The sequence below is a fragment of the Duncaniella sp. B8 genome (assembly GCF_005304985.1).
In the GTDB taxonomy this organism is placed as follows: Bacteria; Bacteroidota; Bacteroidia; order Bacteroidales; family Muribaculaceae; genus Duncaniella; species Duncaniella muris.
The window spans coordinates 310,451-324,605 of the sequence record NZ_CP040121.1; the positions used below are offsets into that span (position 1 = coordinate 310,451).

Here is a 14,155-nt window from a genome sequence, read left to right on the forward strand (position 1 = left end):
ATCAAAGGTAGGGGTTGGTGGTCTTTTCGCGTCCGATAGTGGTTTCGCCTCCGTGGCCTGCGAGGACTACTGTCTCGTCAGGGAGTGAGAGGAGCCGGCGCCTGATGGAGTCTATGAGTGTGGCGTGGTCTCCTTTGGGTAGGTCGGTTCGGCCTATTGATCCTGGGAAGAGGGCATCGCCGGTGATGACGAAGCCTGATTCGGGACAATAGAGCGCTATCGAGCCTGGCGAGTGGCCTGGGACTGCGATGATTTCGATGGGTTCTTTGCCGAGGTAAATGGTGTCGCCGTCGTGGAGTTCGACGTCGAGACTCTGCGGGGCGAGCGGCAGGCGCATGCCGAAACGGGCTGCCTGTTCGGGGAGGGTGCGGGCAAGGAAATCATCGGCGGGATTAGCTTTGATTTCGAGTCCGTATTTCTCTTTTATATATGTGTTGCCGAATATGTGGTCGAGGTGGCTGTGGGTGTTGATCAGCTGTGTCGGCCAGAGGCTGTTGCGAGAGATGAAGCTGTCAAGGGCGTCTTTTTCGGCCTGATCGATCATGCCGGGGTCGACTATGGCGGCTTCAAGGCTTTCGGGGTCCCACATGACGTAGGTGTTGACTCCGAACATATTGAAAACGAAACGGCTTACTTTCATAGTTCTACGTAAATAAGGTCTTTGGTCTTGAAATAGTCTTCTGCAAACCAGTCGCTCAGGGGGATGTCGAGTATCGGTCGCTTGACGCGGCCGAGTTCGGGGGCAAGGTCTCCGCCTTTGAGGCAGACGAGCCCGTTGGGGATGCGGTTGCGCTGTTCAGACGAAATGTTGCGGCTGATGATTCTGACGAGTTCGTCGAGCTGCATGACGGCGCGGCTGATCACGTAGTCGGCTTTTAGTTTGCATTCGCCCATGTCGCCGTGCTGGAAGGTGACGTTGGTGAGCCCGATTTCAGATGCGATTTCAGATGCGACGCGGATTTTCTTGCCGATGCGGTCTATCAGGTGGAAGCGGCATCCGGGCCAGAGGATGGCGAGGGGTATGCCGGGGAAACCTCCGCCGGTGCCGAGGTCGATCAGCAGCGATCCGTCAACCGGGGTCATGAATCGGGCTATCGCCAGGGAGTGGAGTATATGATGTGTGTATAGATTGTCAATGTCTTTGCGGGATATGACATTGATTTTCTCGTTCCACTCAGGGTAGAGGCGTCCAAGGGCGGTGAAGCGTTCGATCTGCTCCGGAGTAAGATCTGGAAAATATTTGAGAATTTCGTCCATTTGGGTTGATGGGTCTGATAGCGGACCGGGGGATCGGGAACGGGTGTGGGTTCCTGCCGGTCAGTCTGTTTAACAATCGGAAGTCTTCAGGCGTTTATATCAGATGGAACTAATTGTCGCCTGATTATGCAAAATTAGGGGTAATTCGTGAAAAAATGGTTAAATTTGCACAAAATAATACTCCATATGCTCAAGATCGGAAAATATAACACTCTGCGGGTGGCCCGCAATGTTGATTTCGGTGCCTATCTTCAGGATGCCGACGGAAATGAGGTGCTGTTGCCCTCGCGCTATATCGTCAACCCGCTTCAGCCTGGCGATGATATAGAGGTGTTTGTGTATAAGGATTCCGAGGGTAGGCCTATCTGCACTACGGAACATCCGTTTGCTCAGGTGGGAGAGTTTGCCTATCTGCAGGTGAACGATGTCAATCAGACCGGTGCTTTCCTGGACTGGGGTATCATGAAAGATCTGCTTGTGCCATTCCGCGAACAGACGGTAAAGCTGTCGCGCGGAATGGTGGTGTTGGTTTATGTTTATCTTGATGATGCCACGAAAAGAGTTGTGGCTTCGGCGAAGATTGACAAGTTTCTTGGCAATACCTATCCGCGCTATAAGCTCGGCGGCCGGGTGAAGGCGCTGGTCTACAAGCGGACCGATCTGGGGTATAAGGCGATTGTCGATGACCTGTTTCACGGTATGATCTATGAAAACGAACTTTTTGCTCCGCTGGAAATCGGAGAGGCTATCACGGCATATGTGAAGCAGGTGAGAGATGACGGTAAGATTGACCTTGTGCTGAGTGGCGGCAATGACGGCCGTGTCGATGCTCTTATGGAGCGGATACTGGGACGGCTGGCCAATGAACCTGATGGTTTTCTGCCTATTTCAGATTCGGCGGCTCCGGAAACTGTCAGAGCTACGTTTCAGTGTTCAAAGAAGGATTTCAAGAAGGCGATAGGCCATCTCTATCGTGAGCGCCGGATTGTGATAGCTGACGGCGGTATCAGGCTGGTCAAGGCGTGATTTCTTCAGTGTAAAAAACATTCGGGCATTACTCTGCATAAGGGGAATGTCCGGGAAAGAAAAGACAAGAGGAGTCTGCTTAATGAAAAGCGGGCTCCTCTTGCTTTTTCTTGGTGTTCTTTCTGTGCTTTGGTGCGCTTTTGTATTAGCGTGAGATTTCTTCGAGTTCCATTGAGGCGAGTTCCCAGAGTGACATGGCGTTTTCGAGTTGCTTGGTGGCTGTGGCGTGGCGGTCGTAGATGTCGGCCGGCGGGTTGCCTGCGGAGATGGCGGACTCGATGTCGGCTACTTCCTGTTCAAGGCGCGAGATTTCGGCTTCGGCTTCTTCGACTTTTTTGCGGGCTTTGCGGACGAGCTTTTCGTGTTCGCGCTGTTCGGCGTAGCTGAGCTTGCGCTGAGCTGGGGCGGTTGATGCCGGCGCATCACTGGAGGTATCGGCTTCTTTGGGCTTGGAAGCTGCCGGAGTTTTGTCGGCGACGGGGCGGATGGTGTTGCGTTCGAGCTCGGCGAGTGATGCGAGTTTTTTCTTTTCGAGGAATTCGTAGATGCCGCCGAGGCATTCGCGGACCTGACCGCCGCCGAATTCATAGACTTTCTCAACAAGGCCGTCAAGGAATTCGCGGTCGTGGCTGACTACGATGACTGTTCCGTTGAAGTCTTTGATAGCCTGCTTGAGAATGTCCTTGGTTTTCATGTCGAGGTGATTGGTGGGCTCATCGAGGATCAGCAGATTGACGGGCTCAAGCAGGAGACGGATCATGGCCAGTCGTGTCTTTTCACCGCCGGAAAGGACTTTGACTTTCTTGTCGGAAGCTTCGCCTCCGAACATGAAGGCGCCGAGGATGTCGCGGATCCTGGTGCGGATATCGCCGACGGCCACGCGGTCGATAGTGTCGAACACGGTGATTTCTCCGTCAAGCAGCGTGGCCTGGTTCTGGGCGAAGTAGCCGATCTTTACGTTGTGGCCGATTTTGAGGTTTCCGGTAAACGGTATCTCGCCCATGATACATTTGACAAGGGTTGATTTGCCTTCGCCGTTTTTGCCTACGAAGGCTACTTTCTCGCCGCGCTTTATGGTGAAAGTGGCGTGGTCAAAAACCTGATGGTTGCCATAGGCTTTGCCAACGTTGTCGGCGATGACGGGATAGTCACCGGATCGTGGAGCGGGAGGAAACTTGAGGTTGAGGCGGGAGGTGTCTACTTCGTCTACTTCGATGCGCTCGATTTTGGCAAGCTGTTTGATGCGGCTCTGAACCTGGACGCTCTTGGTGGCTTTGTAGCGGAAGCGTTCAATGAAGTCTTCGGTGTCCTGAATCATTTTCTGCTGGTTCTGATAGGCGCGCATCTGCTGATCGAGGCGCTCCTGCCGCAGGACGAGATATTTGGAGTAGTTGACGGAATAGTCGTAGATTTTGCCGAGTGAAATTTCAATTGTGCGGTTGGTGACGTTGTCGATGAAAGCGCGGTCGTGGCTGACGAGCACCACGGCTTTGGCTTTTGTGATGAGGAAATTTTCGAGCCACTGGATCGACTCGATGTCGAGGTGGTTGGTGGGTTCGTCAAGCAGGAGTACGTCGGGGCGGGCGAGGAGAATCTTGGCGAGTTCGATGCGCATGCGCCACCCGCCTGAAAATTCTGACGTGGGGCGCTGAAAGTCGCTGCGAAGGAAGCCGAGGCCGATGAGTGTCTTTTCGATTTCGGCTTCGAAGTTTTCGCTTTCTTCAATGGCGAGGCGGTCGGTCAGCGAGGTCATTGTCTCGATGAGCTCCTGGTAGGCGTCAGATTCGTAGTCGGTGCGGGTGAGAAGTTCGTTGTTGATTTCATCGAGGCGTGCCCGCATTTTGTCGACGTGGCTGAAGGCGCTGCGGACTTCGTCAATGACGGAGGAGGTGTCGCTGACGTTGATGTGTTGCGGAAGGTAGCCTACTGTTGTGTCGCGTGGCATGGCCACGTTGCCTGATGTCGGTTTCTGCAGTCCGGCTATGATTTTGAGCATTGTCGATTTGCCGGCTCCGTTTTTGCCGACAAGGGCTATGCGGTCTTTGGGGTTTATTATATAGGATATGTTGTCAAAGAGTGATTTTGCGCTGAATTCGACCGAGAGGCTGTTGATTGAAATGCTCATAGCGGATTGCGGGAGTATGATGGATGGGTTTTGAGTGATTTTGTTTTTCGGATTGCAAAATTACTCAGAATCCCGCAGACTGCCAAGAGTTTTGTAGGGGAGCATGGGGCGATGCCGATGGAGTGGAGTGTGAGGCCGGGTTGGTGGTGGTGGAGGAAGTCTGGGGGGCTACCGCATGAAAGGGTGGCCGTGGGCCGGATCAGGAATGAAGGATTCGTAAGTGCAGTCGTCGTAATAAACCACAATGCCTGTGACTCGTTTGCCTTTTCCGGTTGTTAGCGTGATGGAGTCATCGTTGGAGTCGGTCACGGCAGATGAGGAGGGGAATCCTGCTGATGGTCGGGTTGGCGGTTCGGCCGGTTCAACCGGAGTGGCAAATGTGAATGTTGTGTTGGCCTCCGGCGCAGATGGCGTTGCTGCTGATTTTTCTGAAGAATTTTGCATTGGGGTGTCATCGAAGTCTAAGCCGAAGTCAATTTGCTGTGTGACTGGCGTTTGCTGATGCTCTGGTGTTGAGGGCCGGCTGTTTTGAGGCTCTGAGATTTCAATATTTCCGTTCGTCACCATATTTCCCTCGCCAAACATCAGCCATACGATGTTTAGATCGGGGTAGGCGCTGTGGATTTTGCTGATGATTTCGTCGCTCACCTTCTTGTTGCGTCCGGCAAGTAGCTGGCTGCCAGTGGGGCGAGGGATTCCGCATTCATCTGCAAACTGGGTTATGCTGATCTGACGGCTGTCGAGATAGTGTTTGAGTCTTGAAACGAGGTCCATAATGCAAATTCTTTAGAATTTTGAATTGTAATGCGATTGCAAATGTAATTATATAATTTTGAATATGCAAATTTAAGAATGAAAACTCTAAAATTTGAGAATTGAAATTAGATTGGTGTGGATTATCAATTGTAAAGTCAATTACCTTATGGCGAGTTTGCTATTGTAAATGCAAGATTTGAAGCAATGGTTTAGGGTTAAGCTGTAAAATTCTATATAATCGGGGAGTTATATGTGTATATGGATTTGAATTTAGTAATGGCCTGTAAGTGGCTGTGGGATGGCGTGATATATTAAAGCTTTGATTTGGATTATTTTTATAATATAGGTGATAATTAATTAGTTATTCTGAATGTTAATGCTTTATAATTTGCAATTGTGATGCGTAGATTTGAAATTCGGACAGATAGCAAATATGAATTAGGATTGCAAAAACAGATGATGTAAATATAAATTCAAGAATGTAAATGGATTGAATTTGCGATTTGAAAATTGAAATTGAGATGTCATAAATCATAATAAATGTAAATACAAAGAGCGACAATGCAAATGAGAATTTTACGTTTGGATTGCAAACTTGCATTTGCAATTTAGAATAGTGTATATTTAAGTTTGTAAACTCAAAATACTTGATCTAAGAACAGATTTTCAAAAATTGACGGCATCCATCTGATGCTCATTGTTATAACAAGTCACAAATATGAAAATACATACTGATTAACGATAATTAATCAATGATATTTGCTTTTTATATTCCCAATACATTTATTATACCGCGTTATCTATTGATAACACTTCTCAACAAAGCGATATTTGCGCCGGATTACGATTCAGCCTCGAAATATTGAATTCTCATCCCTATTATTTGTCCGGGTTTCCCACTTTGCTCCTTATACACCTCTGTCTTGGGCTTCCGATGGTACAGTGTGTGAGTATTTTGTAATAAGTAACTTTGAGCATTGAAGATTTTAACAAACTTCAGCAATGTTGCTTACTGATTTTTTGAATTTTCGGAGTAATTTCAATAAATTTGCGCTCTGATAGCTCTTTTAATGATAAAAACACTCTTAATATCTGCTCTCTCCATTTTGTTCATTGCCTGTAGCCATAGGGGCAATGCGGTGGATTTTGACTATATCGAGAAGATGATATCCGATTCGCCTGAAAAGGCAATCGTGATCCTCGACAGCATCGACCGGAGTTCTCTGACTGAGGCCGACCGCCATCTGGCCGATCTTCTGTCAATCAAATCTCGTGACAAAGCCTACATCACCCATACTTCAGACAGCCTTGTGCTTGATGTGATGGATTACTATTCTTCACACAAGGATGACCGATTATATCCCTTGGCTCTCTATTATGGCGGTCGTGTTTACTCCGATCTTGGCGATTACCCGACGGCTCTTCGATATTTCCAGTCGGCGCTTGATGTCATTCCGGAGAATATGGATAATTTGGAATTAAAGGCTGCTGCTTTAAGCCAGACAGGCCGGCTGCTACGCAATATAAGGCTGCCACTACAGGCTATACCATATTTAGAAAAAGCAATTGAAGCAGGCAAACTGCTCGATGACACTTTCGGGGTGGCTTATGACTACAGTCATCTATACCAGTGCTTTGCTCATGTCAACGATCTGCCATCTGCCCGACGATGCAATGCCGAGGCCATGAAATACTCCGAAGCATTGCCTGCAATCGAACAGGCCGATATGAAAATAGATTTAGCCTTACTGCTGTATCAGGAAAATAAAATAGATTCAGCCTTATATGTTATCAGAGGTTTACCGGACAGGGTAGACCCATTGCGCAGATGCTATGCACTCGCAGTCGCCGCACAGATATACAGAGACGCCGGAGTGCCTGACAGTGCCTATATCTACGCCAGGGAACTGGTTCTGGCGGGAAATGACAATAGCCGGATAGGATTCAAAATCATGTTTGCGCCGGAACTTAAAAGCGTAGTGCCCGAAGACACACTCCGTTTTTATCTGCCACTGTATAAACAGACAATTGAGAAATACCTCGCCCAACATGATGCCAGTGAAACGCTCATCCAGAATTCTCTTTATAACTATCAGCTCCATGTGCGCGATAAAGAGAAAGCTGAAACGGCCAGAAACAGAATGTATATTCTTGTCTACACCATATCAGCACTGGCTGCTTTTGTTATTATAGGACTGCTTTATCTCAGAACGCGTAATCTAAGGCAGATTTTGCATCTTCAGAAAACCTTGAATACTATAAAGACATTGAGATACAATCAGGCTGACAATAGCAAGTCTTTCGAGCCAATGACCTCCCGGACTTCAGCCTGCTCAGAGACCGAATTTCTGCGCCGGCAGATCTTGCATGAGTTTGAGGCGATGGAAAATGCCGATAGCTCCGCATTTTCAGTCAGGCAGGGAGTACTCTGTTCTGAGGCATTTCGCCGGCTGGAGGAAGTCATACAGAAACAGAAATCCATACCGGATTCTGATGATTTGTGGGATGAACTGGCGATGGCTGTTGAAAAAGATTCCCCCGACTTTAAAGCGCGTCTGGCCACTCTTACCAATTGCAAAATGTCAAACGCCGACTTTCAGATAGCATTATTGATCCGCTATGGGATTTCCCCATCAAATATGGCCATCTTGCTGAACCGCACAAAAAGCACAATTTCTTCACGTCGGTCTTCTCTATGCTGCAAAATATTTGGCCCAGGCCAAAGCATCAAGTTGCTTGATTCCATAATATGCTATTTATGAGCCTCATGACTTCCGATAAATTGAGATTTGCCCGGTACGGAAATTGTACGAATCCCCGTACTAAAGTATATTTCCGTACTTTTTCCGTACTGATATGTTGCAACTCTTTCTGACATAAGCGATAAATTTGCAAACAAAAAATTAGTTTATGAACCGACTCCTTAAATCAATCACATTGGCCATCATCCTTCTCTTTGCAATGGATCTGGCTGCAGCCAACAATTGTATCACCTTGACATTGGAACAGTCCGTTATTTCTTCAGATCCGGAGATATGCAATCCAGACCACAAAGGGCGAAGATCTATGCCTATAATATGTACCATAGATTTAACATCAGGCACAGTCCAGACCACATTGACTTCAGAAATCATATCTTATGAGATCTGGGATTCTGATGGAACAGCACTTGTGGCTCAATATATAGATGAACCCGATTTTGTCGGATTACTATGTGATGTCAGTGGTCTTTATCAGCTTAGATTTATAACCGAGTCGTACCAATATATAGGATATATTGAGTTGCCCGGAAAATAGAATCATAAATTCAGAGAAACAATTGACCGCTTATTTACGCTAAAACCCAACTGTTAAGCCATGAAGAAGTCAGTCATCCAGATAATATTGATGTTTCTTGCAAGCATTACCTTATGGTCTTGTGCATCTGAAACAGATGCTTATGCCAGGCTTGTATCCGAGTGGCAGGGACGGGAGATAGTATTAGCGATATTGTCTTTCACCGGCGACACCATCTACGGAGAGTTCGAACGGACTATCCATGTCTACTTGGAGGATTTCGAATACCCTACAGTGATAAACGTTTCTGGTAACATAATACAATAACCATTCTCTCCTCATAAACTTAATTAACCAAAAAAACAAACAATGAAGAAGATTGTTTTTCACCTTGTCTTCGTGGCCATAACTACAGTTTCAGGCGTATACTTCTACCATTCCGAAGACAGCAGAAGACTACTGAGCGCAACTACGCTAGCCAACATTGAAGCATTGTCTCGCACCGAGAGCGGATACAAGTACGTCACGCCTATAGAATATTCTTGGGGATGGGGATGTAATTGTGCCGGTAACGGTTCAGAAGAATGTTGTGGCTAAATACTCAGTGATTAACTCCAATCATTCGTGGCATGAACATGTTCATGCCACGAAAACACATTGAACTCATTTAAACTTTTGTGATTTGTGAGTTTTATTAAGCCATATCACTGCGAATACGAGATAACTCCAGCCCTTCCAATTGGAAATTGTTGTATCAAATCTAGTGAGAAGGAGCGAAAGCCATCCATCCATGCATTGGTACGTTCGATTACGAACAGTTCTTTATAAAGTTCCTCTTCAAAGAAATAATTTTCTTTGTGTTCTGCGTTTCTCGTATTAGGACATACATTTGCGATGATACCATACTCATTCAATGCAGGACGAAAATGTTTGGTATCAATTTTAACGATTTGAAATTAGTTTAAATCACTTCATTATATGGAAAAGGTAAAATTTTCACATTTCATTCTGCTTGTCATGTCTATACTCATGGCAGGATGTAAGAATAACTACCAGGGAGCAGGAAATGAAAATGCTACATCCTTGAAATCAGACACAGTCCCTTATTCTGTAAAATTTGATTTTGACAATGCATGCGAAATCTCGACCGATCTTAAAAAAAATGGTATCATTACGTTTGATGAGGAGACTGAAAACATACCGGGTGGAATCCAGCAGATTGCAGTCAAAGGAGATACGATATTTGTAGTTGATCCTGCAAAGAATCCGGGTCTTTATGCGTATCTTAAAGACGGCTCACAGTTATTCGCATATTGTGACAATGGCACGGGACCTGAAGATATAGTTTCGCCCATGAGTCTTGCAGTAACAGATTCTGAAATAAATGTTTTTGATTTCTCGGCTAAGAAACTCATCAGCTTCAGCAAAGACGGCAGGTTTAAGCAGGGAATAAATCTATCTATGGATGTGAAGGCTGCGATTAAAGATTCAAACGGAGGAATCTGGATGGATTTTTCCAATCAAAAATACGGTAATGAGAAGCTTATATGGAAAAAAGATGAGAAAAGCAAACCCATAACCGTCTTAACAGTACCGGAACACCTTAAGGGCATGACTACTGTTCCACTTATGAATATGGTACAGCTTACAAATGGAGAACTGCGATATATACCATCAATAGAGCCATATATATATGCCCTCAGTGACGGTCGCGCCATTATGATGTATGAACTTGACTTCATGGGTAAGTGGCCTTCGATTGAGAAAATCGCGACTCAATATCAGGGGAATGACTGGGCCAAGAAATTCATAAACTTCCCGATTCACATCAAAGGAGTCGCTGAAAGCGATAGATGGCTTGTGGTTGGAGCAAATTTTAACAAGAAACTGTACATTACGGTATATGATAAAATAGACCATACATCCCGCTCTTTTGTCGATTCACAGCAGGAGTATTACAATCCGTTATATGTAGAAGAGTCCAATCTATATATGAATAGAAGTGACGACAGTATAGAAATACTGAAAATTGATTAGATTAATTTGGTCGTTCTGACACACATTTGTTAAGCCATGAAGAAATCAGTCATACAGATAATATTGATGTTTCTTGCAAGCATTACCTTATGGTCTTGTGCATCTGAAACAGATGCTTATGCCAGGCTTGTATCCGAGTGGCAGGGACGGGAGATAGTGTTTCCTGATGTAATGACAGATGTTATTACAGGAGATACAATTGATCTGTCAGATGCAGATTTTACGATTCTCACATATGTTGACAGTACCGGTTGCACCGGTTGCAAGATGAAATTACCGATTTGGAAAGAGTTTTTCGGTTCGTTGGACTCGATTGCCGGAGAGAGGGATTTCAATGCTGTATTTGTCGCTAATGCAAAAGACAACCGCGAATTGACCTATCTTATCCAACGCGATGATTATCCTTATCAAGTTGTTAATGATGTAAACGACTCTTTGCAGAAACTTAATCAGTTTCCTGATGACATTATGCTCCGTACTTTCCTCTTGGATCGAAACAATCATGTTGTAGCTATTGGCAACCCCGCTTACAATGTAGGTATTGCAGAATTATACCGAGCCATTATTTCAGGAAGAAAAACTTTCAATGAAGGCGGGACTCAGATGATTACTGTTGATGATTCAAAAAAAGAAATCGGAGAAGTCAGATTGGGAGAAGTTTTAACTGTCAATTATGCGCTTGAGAATGAAAGTATGGACACCGTGTTTGTCAGAGATGTCATTTCATCATGTCATTGCACGGAAGCTATTATTTCAGATAGCGTCATCCCTCCAAATGATACTTTGCCGATCCAGATTAAATTCCATGAAGATTCTATTACCGGCATATTCAGGCGGAATGTGTACATATATTATCACGGATTTGAAAACCCGACAGTACTGGAAGTCTCAGGATCTGTCATCAATTAAATTTTATTCAATTTTATAAAGATTTACTCATGAAAAAGATCTTTTTAGCCTCATTCGTAGTCTTAGCAGCCATAAGTTCGTGCTATGGCTTTTTTCATCAGTCTCAGAATCCAGTATTGAACAATGCATTGACTCTCACAAATGTTGAAGCGTTGTCAAACAGCGAGATTATAGTCGATTGGGATAGATGTTGTGCCCCTGGTGGAGATGGATGCTGTTCTGGCCCATATAATTGGTTGCCGAATGATCGGATATGCTAAAAACGTTTCTGATGGATGGAATAGGTGAATCTCACACTTATTCCATCCATTCGATCGTCAACCATGAAACAAATAACATAAGTAACTTTTCAAAATTAAACGATATAATGTACATAAGTAGCTTCTACGGATGATCTTTCATCCTCTCTGCGGTTTTATTCCGGCCGGAATTAAGCTCTTCATCGGTCGTTTATATCTATAAACTCCCTCTTCAGCCCTCGATTCCGGCCTCTGAATAAATCCCGCATATAGTATAAATTAATTTTTCCAAAGCTACTTAATAAAATATATTTCAAAGTTATGAGACGTGTTATTTTTATTACATTGTTTTTTATGTCGCAGTTCGCTGTATATACGGCTAAAGCAGAATCCGAGATAATAGCCGACAGTGTAAAAGTGTCTTTATTGCGTGGTTTCCCGGCTGTCAAGATAACAAAAATAGACATCGGGACAGTCCATGTCGGAGAGAAGGTGGAGACCGGCTGTGCCCTGCATAATCAATCTAACCGGAAACTGGAAATTGAAAAACTTGTAGTTTCTGATCCGGGAATGAAATTTGCAACTTCACGACCGTGGATGATGCCGGAATGGAAGATCAGTCTTGAAGGATATCTTAAATTTAAAGCTCCTATAGGGAAATTCCGTGGTACGATAAAGGTGTATTATAAAGGGGTGAAGAAACCTACTATTGCTGTAATTGAAGGTAATGTTGTAAAATGATGTTGAAAAAATGAGATTTTTTAATAAGATTTTGCTGATAGTATTGCCCGTGCTTGCCGTATCTTGCGGGCATTCAGGAGATAACTCTCTTGATAAGGATGTGGACATATCACAAAATGTGATTCCATTTGAACTTGATACAATTTCGGTAGGTAATGGAGCCGGCATATACTCATTTGGCTCCATGATTGTTGTTGTGGATGGACATGCCAAGGACAAGATTCTGACAATCATTGATCTTCCTTCGCTGAAAGTCAAAGGGCAAATAGCACAATTCGGCCCCGGACCGGATGAAATAACGGTTCCTGGAGCTGTTTTTATTGACAATAGCGGAAAATCTATTTCCATATTCGATTATGGACAATTGAAAATTGCCACCTATGACATCGACAGTGCATTGGTTAAAGCCGATTATAGTCCTTCGATAAAGGCTGATTTCAATAATCGGCAATTTCCAGACCGCTATGTCCATGTCAATGATTCAATCGGTTTTGCAAGGTCAATCACTATGGATCCCAAAAGCAGAGGATATTCCCAGGGCCTTTGCAAATATAACATAACAACGGGCGAATTAACAGAAATTTCCGATCCGGAGCGTATGGCCGGGCTGAAGTCATTATTTGGTATCTCATTAGCCGACAGCATTATTGCCGAGGGCGCTACCAATAATGATATTCTGAACATATATAATTTTAAAGGTGAATTGCTTCATAAAACTGAAGGACCGGATTACTCATCTGAGGTAATGAAAGACAAAGTGTTTTTCAGAGAGATAGAAGTGATACCGCATTATATTCTGGCCTCCTATTCAGGGCGGGAGGGGGAAAATGCCTACAGTGCCGACAGGATCAGAGTGTACAAGCATGACGGCAGTTATGTCAAAACGCTAATTGTCGGAAAAAACATAACAGACATGGCATATAACCAAGCGTCAAACAGGCTGTTCTGCATATTCAACGACGAAAACATTCAGTTTGGGTATATCGAGCTGGATGATATCCTATAGGATGATAAGTAAGGCTAATTAATATGAGTGAATAAAAAATCAACCCTACCACTCATCGTGTTTATTCGCACCTTGATTCTTCAGTCATGTAAGAATCAAGGTGCAGTAAACAACGGTGGTGCTCCAGTGGTCAATATTTATTCCGGCAATAAGGAATTGACGCATGAAAAAAGCAGCTTGCATCTGATATCACGGAAGATATAAACCTGCTGATAATGAAGTGGAAGCTCAAGAATGCTTTGACAGGCAATGACATTATAATCTAATAAAACATCTGTCGCTGATACAAAATATCTATTCACGTATATAGAAGAAACTGATGAAGAATATGCTTATGCAATAGTGAAGAAGGAGGTTCTGGCAACAAGATCGAAGTTGCTGCTGAATCATGTTGCAGACATTGACAGCATATTTAAACAGGTTGAAGATGAAGCCTTGTATTTGTTAAAGTATAAGTTGAAAGAATAGCAAGTTACATAAACATTTATTCAATAATATTTTAATTAAAACATTCATAATCATGAAAAAAAACATGCTCGCCACAACCGTGGTTATTGCCGCTGTAAGCGGAATCATCGGCTATTACAATCAATCACCGAATCAACAGCTGGGTGCTTTGGCGCTTGCAAATGTTGAGGCTCTTTCAAGTCAGGAAGATACGTCAGGCTACAGCAATACGGGGCCAGCAGAAGAAAAAAGATGCTATGGCGGCGGTCATAGGATGGTGTGTCGCTGTATAAACTCTCATCCATGCTCAGGTACAGATTGTTATTAACATGTTTG

At 44.4% G+C, this 14,155-nt stretch carries 13 protein-coding genes; 9 read left to right on the forward strand and 4 right to left on the reverse strand.

Going from position 1 to position 14,155, the window contains the following annotated elements; translation table 11 throughout:
- Position 1: 1 nt before the first annotated feature.
- Both FDZ78_RS01420 and rsmG read right to left on the reverse strand, forming a co-directional pair.
- Positions 2-640 (reverse strand): MBL fold metallo-hydrolase, encoded by a 639-nt coding sequence (locus FDZ78_RS01420; protein WP_168182110.1) that lies wholly within the window; start codon positions 638-640, stop codon positions 2-4.
- Positions 637-1,257 (reverse strand): 16S rRNA (guanine(527)-N(7))-methyltransferase RsmG, encoded by a 621-nt coding sequence (gene rsmG, locus FDZ78_RS01425; RefSeq protein ID WP_123398773.1) that lies wholly within the window; start codon positions 1,255-1,257, stop codon positions 637-639. The genes FDZ78_RS01420 and rsmG overlap by 4 nt, the downstream gene beginning before the upstream one ends.
- Before the next feature lie 186 nt (positions 1,258-1,443).
- Here rsmG and FDZ78_RS01430 point away from each other — a divergent pair, with 186 nt between their 5' ends.
- Entirely contained in the window at positions 1,444-2,283 is an 840-nt protein-coding gene (locus FDZ78_RS01430) for a S1 RNA-binding domain-containing protein (RefSeq protein WP_107031024.1), read from the forward strand.
- Positions 2,284-2,428: 145 nt separating this feature from the next.
- Here the strand turns inward: FDZ78_RS01430 and FDZ78_RS01435 are convergent, their stop codons facing one another.
- Positions 2,429-4,408 carry an ABC-F family ATP-binding cassette domain-containing protein gene (locus FDZ78_RS01435; RefSeq protein WP_107031025.1) on the reverse strand — a complete coding sequence of 660 codons (1,980 nt, stop codon included), beginning with the start codon at positions 4,406-4,408 and terminating at the stop codon, positions 2,429-2,431.
- Positions 4,409-4,576: 168 nt separating this feature from the next.
- Positions 4,577-5,182: a helix-turn-helix transcriptional regulator gene (locus tag FDZ78_RS01440; protein ID WP_123398774.1), complete on the reverse strand. Its 606-nt coding sequence runs from the start codon at positions 5,180-5,182 to the stop codon at positions 4,577-4,579.
- Between the two features lie 1,121 nt (positions 5,183-6,303).
- Between FDZ78_RS01440 and FDZ78_RS01445 the strand changes: the two genes are divergently transcribed.
- The 8 genes from FDZ78_RS01445 to FDZ78_RS01490 all read left to right on the forward strand — a co-directional run bounded on the left by FDZ78_RS01445 (position 6,304) and on the right by FDZ78_RS01490 (position 14,147).
- Positions 6,304-7,926, forward strand: a complete 1,623-nt coding sequence (locus FDZ78_RS01445) for a tetratricopeptide repeat protein (protein ID WP_136408835.1) — start codon at positions 6,304-6,306, stop codon at positions 7,924-7,926.
- A gap of 148 nt (positions 7,927-8,074) precedes the next feature.
- Complete coding sequence (locus tag FDZ78_RS01450; RefSeq protein ID WP_136408834.1) at positions 8,075-8,461, forward strand: hypothetical protein; 387 nt, start codon at positions 8,075-8,077, stop codon at positions 8,459-8,461.
- A 957-nt stretch (positions 8,462-9,418) separates the two neighbouring features.
- A complete protein-coding gene (locus FDZ78_RS01465) occupies positions 9,419-10,477 on the forward strand; it encodes a 6-bladed beta-propeller (protein WP_136408832.1) in 1,059 nt (352 codons plus the stop codon).
- Between the two features lie 36 nt (positions 10,478-10,513).
- A complete protein-coding gene (locus FDZ78_RS01470; RefSeq protein ID WP_136408831.1) occupies positions 10,514-11,386 on the forward strand; it encodes a DUF1573 domain-containing protein in 873 nt (290 codons plus the stop codon).
- A gap of 29 nt (positions 11,387-11,415) precedes the next feature.
- On the forward strand, positions 11,416-11,646 hold the full coding sequence (locus FDZ78_RS14925) for an NVEALA domain-containing protein (protein ID WP_136408830.1): 231 nt from the start codon (positions 11,416-11,418) through the stop codon (positions 11,644-11,646).
- 300 nt (positions 11,647-11,946) lie between these two features.
- The gene (locus FDZ78_RS01480) at positions 11,947-12,366 is read left to right on the forward strand and encodes a DUF1573 domain-containing protein (protein WP_123398779.1); all 420 of its coding nucleotides are present in this window, start codon (positions 11,947-11,949) and stop codon (positions 12,364-12,366) included.
- A gap of 10 nt (positions 12,367-12,376) precedes the next feature.
- The gene (locus tag FDZ78_RS01485) at positions 12,377-13,372 is read left to right on the forward strand and encodes a 6-bladed beta-propeller (protein ID WP_136408829.1); all 996 of its coding nucleotides are present in this window, start codon (positions 12,377-12,379) and stop codon (positions 13,370-13,372) included.
- Between the two features lie 520 nt (positions 13,373-13,892).
- On the forward strand, positions 13,893-14,147 hold the full coding sequence (locus FDZ78_RS01490) for an NVEALA domain-containing protein (protein WP_240597547.1): 255 nt from the start codon (positions 13,893-13,895) through the stop codon (positions 14,145-14,147).
- Positions 14,148-14,155: the final 8 nt, after the last annotated feature.

What these genes read in the sequence shown, in the direction of transcription:
- FDZ78_RS14925 (WP_136408830.1), top strand. Translation starts at nt 11,416, where the DNA reads ATGAAAAAGATCTTTTTAGCCTCATTCGTAGTCTTAGCAGCCATAAGT.
- FDZ78_RS01450 (WP_136408834.1), top strand. Translation starts at nt 8,075, where the DNA reads ATGAACCGACTCCTTAAATCAATCACATTGGCCATCATCCTTCTCTTT.
- FDZ78_RS01480 (WP_123398779.1), top strand. Translation starts at nt 11,947, where the DNA reads ATGAGACGTGTTATTTTTATTACATTGTTTTTTATGTCGCAGTTCGCT.
- FDZ78_RS01420 (WP_168182110.1), bottom strand. Translation starts at nt 640, where the DNA reads ATGAAAGTAAGCCGTTTCGTTTTCAATATGTTCGGAGTCAACACCTAC.
- rsmG (WP_123398773.1), bottom strand. Translation starts at nt 1,257, where the DNA reads ATGGACGAAATTCTCAAATATTTTCCAGATCTTACTCCGGAGCAGATC.
- FDZ78_RS01435 (WP_107031025.1), bottom strand. Translation starts at nt 4,408, where the DNA reads ATGAGCATTTCAATCAACAGCCTCTCGGTCGAATTCAGCGCAAAATCA.
- FDZ78_RS01470 (WP_136408831.1), top strand. Translation starts at nt 10,514, where the DNA reads ATGAAGAAATCAGTCATACAGATAATATTGATGTTTCTTGCAAGCATT.
- FDZ78_RS01490 (WP_240597547.1), top strand. Translation starts at nt 13,893, where the DNA reads ATGAAAAAAAACATGCTCGCCACAACCGTGGTTATTGCCGCTGTAAGC.
- FDZ78_RS01465 (WP_136408832.1), top strand. Translation starts at nt 9,419, where the DNA reads ATGGAAAAGGTAAAATTTTCACATTTCATTCTGCTTGTCATGTCTATA.
- FDZ78_RS01485 (WP_136408829.1), top strand. Translation starts at nt 12,377, where the DNA reads ATGAGATTTTTTAATAAGATTTTGCTGATAGTATTGCCCGTGCTTGCC.
- FDZ78_RS01440 (WP_123398774.1), bottom strand. Translation starts at nt 5,182, where the DNA reads ATGGACCTCGTTTCAAGACTCAAACACTATCTCGACAGCCGTCAGATC.
- FDZ78_RS01430 (WP_107031024.1), top strand. Translation starts at nt 1,444, where the DNA reads ATGCTCAAGATCGGAAAATATAACACTCTGCGGGTGGCCCGCAATGTT.